Source organism: Vibrio sp. 2134-1 (assembly GCF_033339495.1).
Genome location: NZ_JAWOUS010000565.1, coordinates 1 through 634 on the forward strand (window position 1 = coordinate 1; position 634 = coordinate 634).

The window sequence follows — 634 nt, forward strand, 5'->3', positions numbered from 1 at the left end:
CACTCGCTGTGACATTGAAGAATTGGTTCTTCACTCGCAACAGCATGATTTTGAATGCCAACATTCTGCTGTTCATTATCTTGTTTAATACCCTACCCTTTGAACCAAAAGTCGTAACCGGCATCAGCATCTTAGTTTTTGTTGCGATTCTTTGGTTAACAGAAGCGATTCACGTCAGCATTACTGCTTTGCTGATCCCAATGCTTGCCGTCTTCTTGGGCGTGTTTAACACCCAAACAGCACTGAATAACTTCTCGAACTCAATCATCTTCTTGTTCTTGGGTGGCTTTGCTCTCGCCGCTGCGTTGCACAAGCAGAAACTTGACCAAGCACTTGCTGACAAAGTGTTGCTGATTGCTCGTGGTCGAATGTCTGTCGCGGTATTTATGCTGTTCGGTGTGAGCGCAGGTCTTTCAATGTGGATTTCCAACACAGCAACAGCCGCAATGATGCTTCCTTTGGTATTAGGTGTCATGACGAAACTGGACGCGAAGAAAAACCACAACACATTCTTGTTCGTTCTTCTCGGTATTGCTTACAGCGCCTCTATCGGCGGTATCGCAACGCTAGTTGGTAGCCCAGCAAACGCGATTGCTGCTGCCGAAGTAGGTTTGAACTTCACGGAATGGATGAA

1 protein-coding gene is annotated in these 634 nt (G+C 46.4%); it reads left to right on the forward strand.

The features are described from left to right. Positions 1–634: SLC13 family permease (locus R7R78_RS27255; protein WP_406707405.1), on the forward strand; the 634-nt coding region annotated here is incomplete at both ends.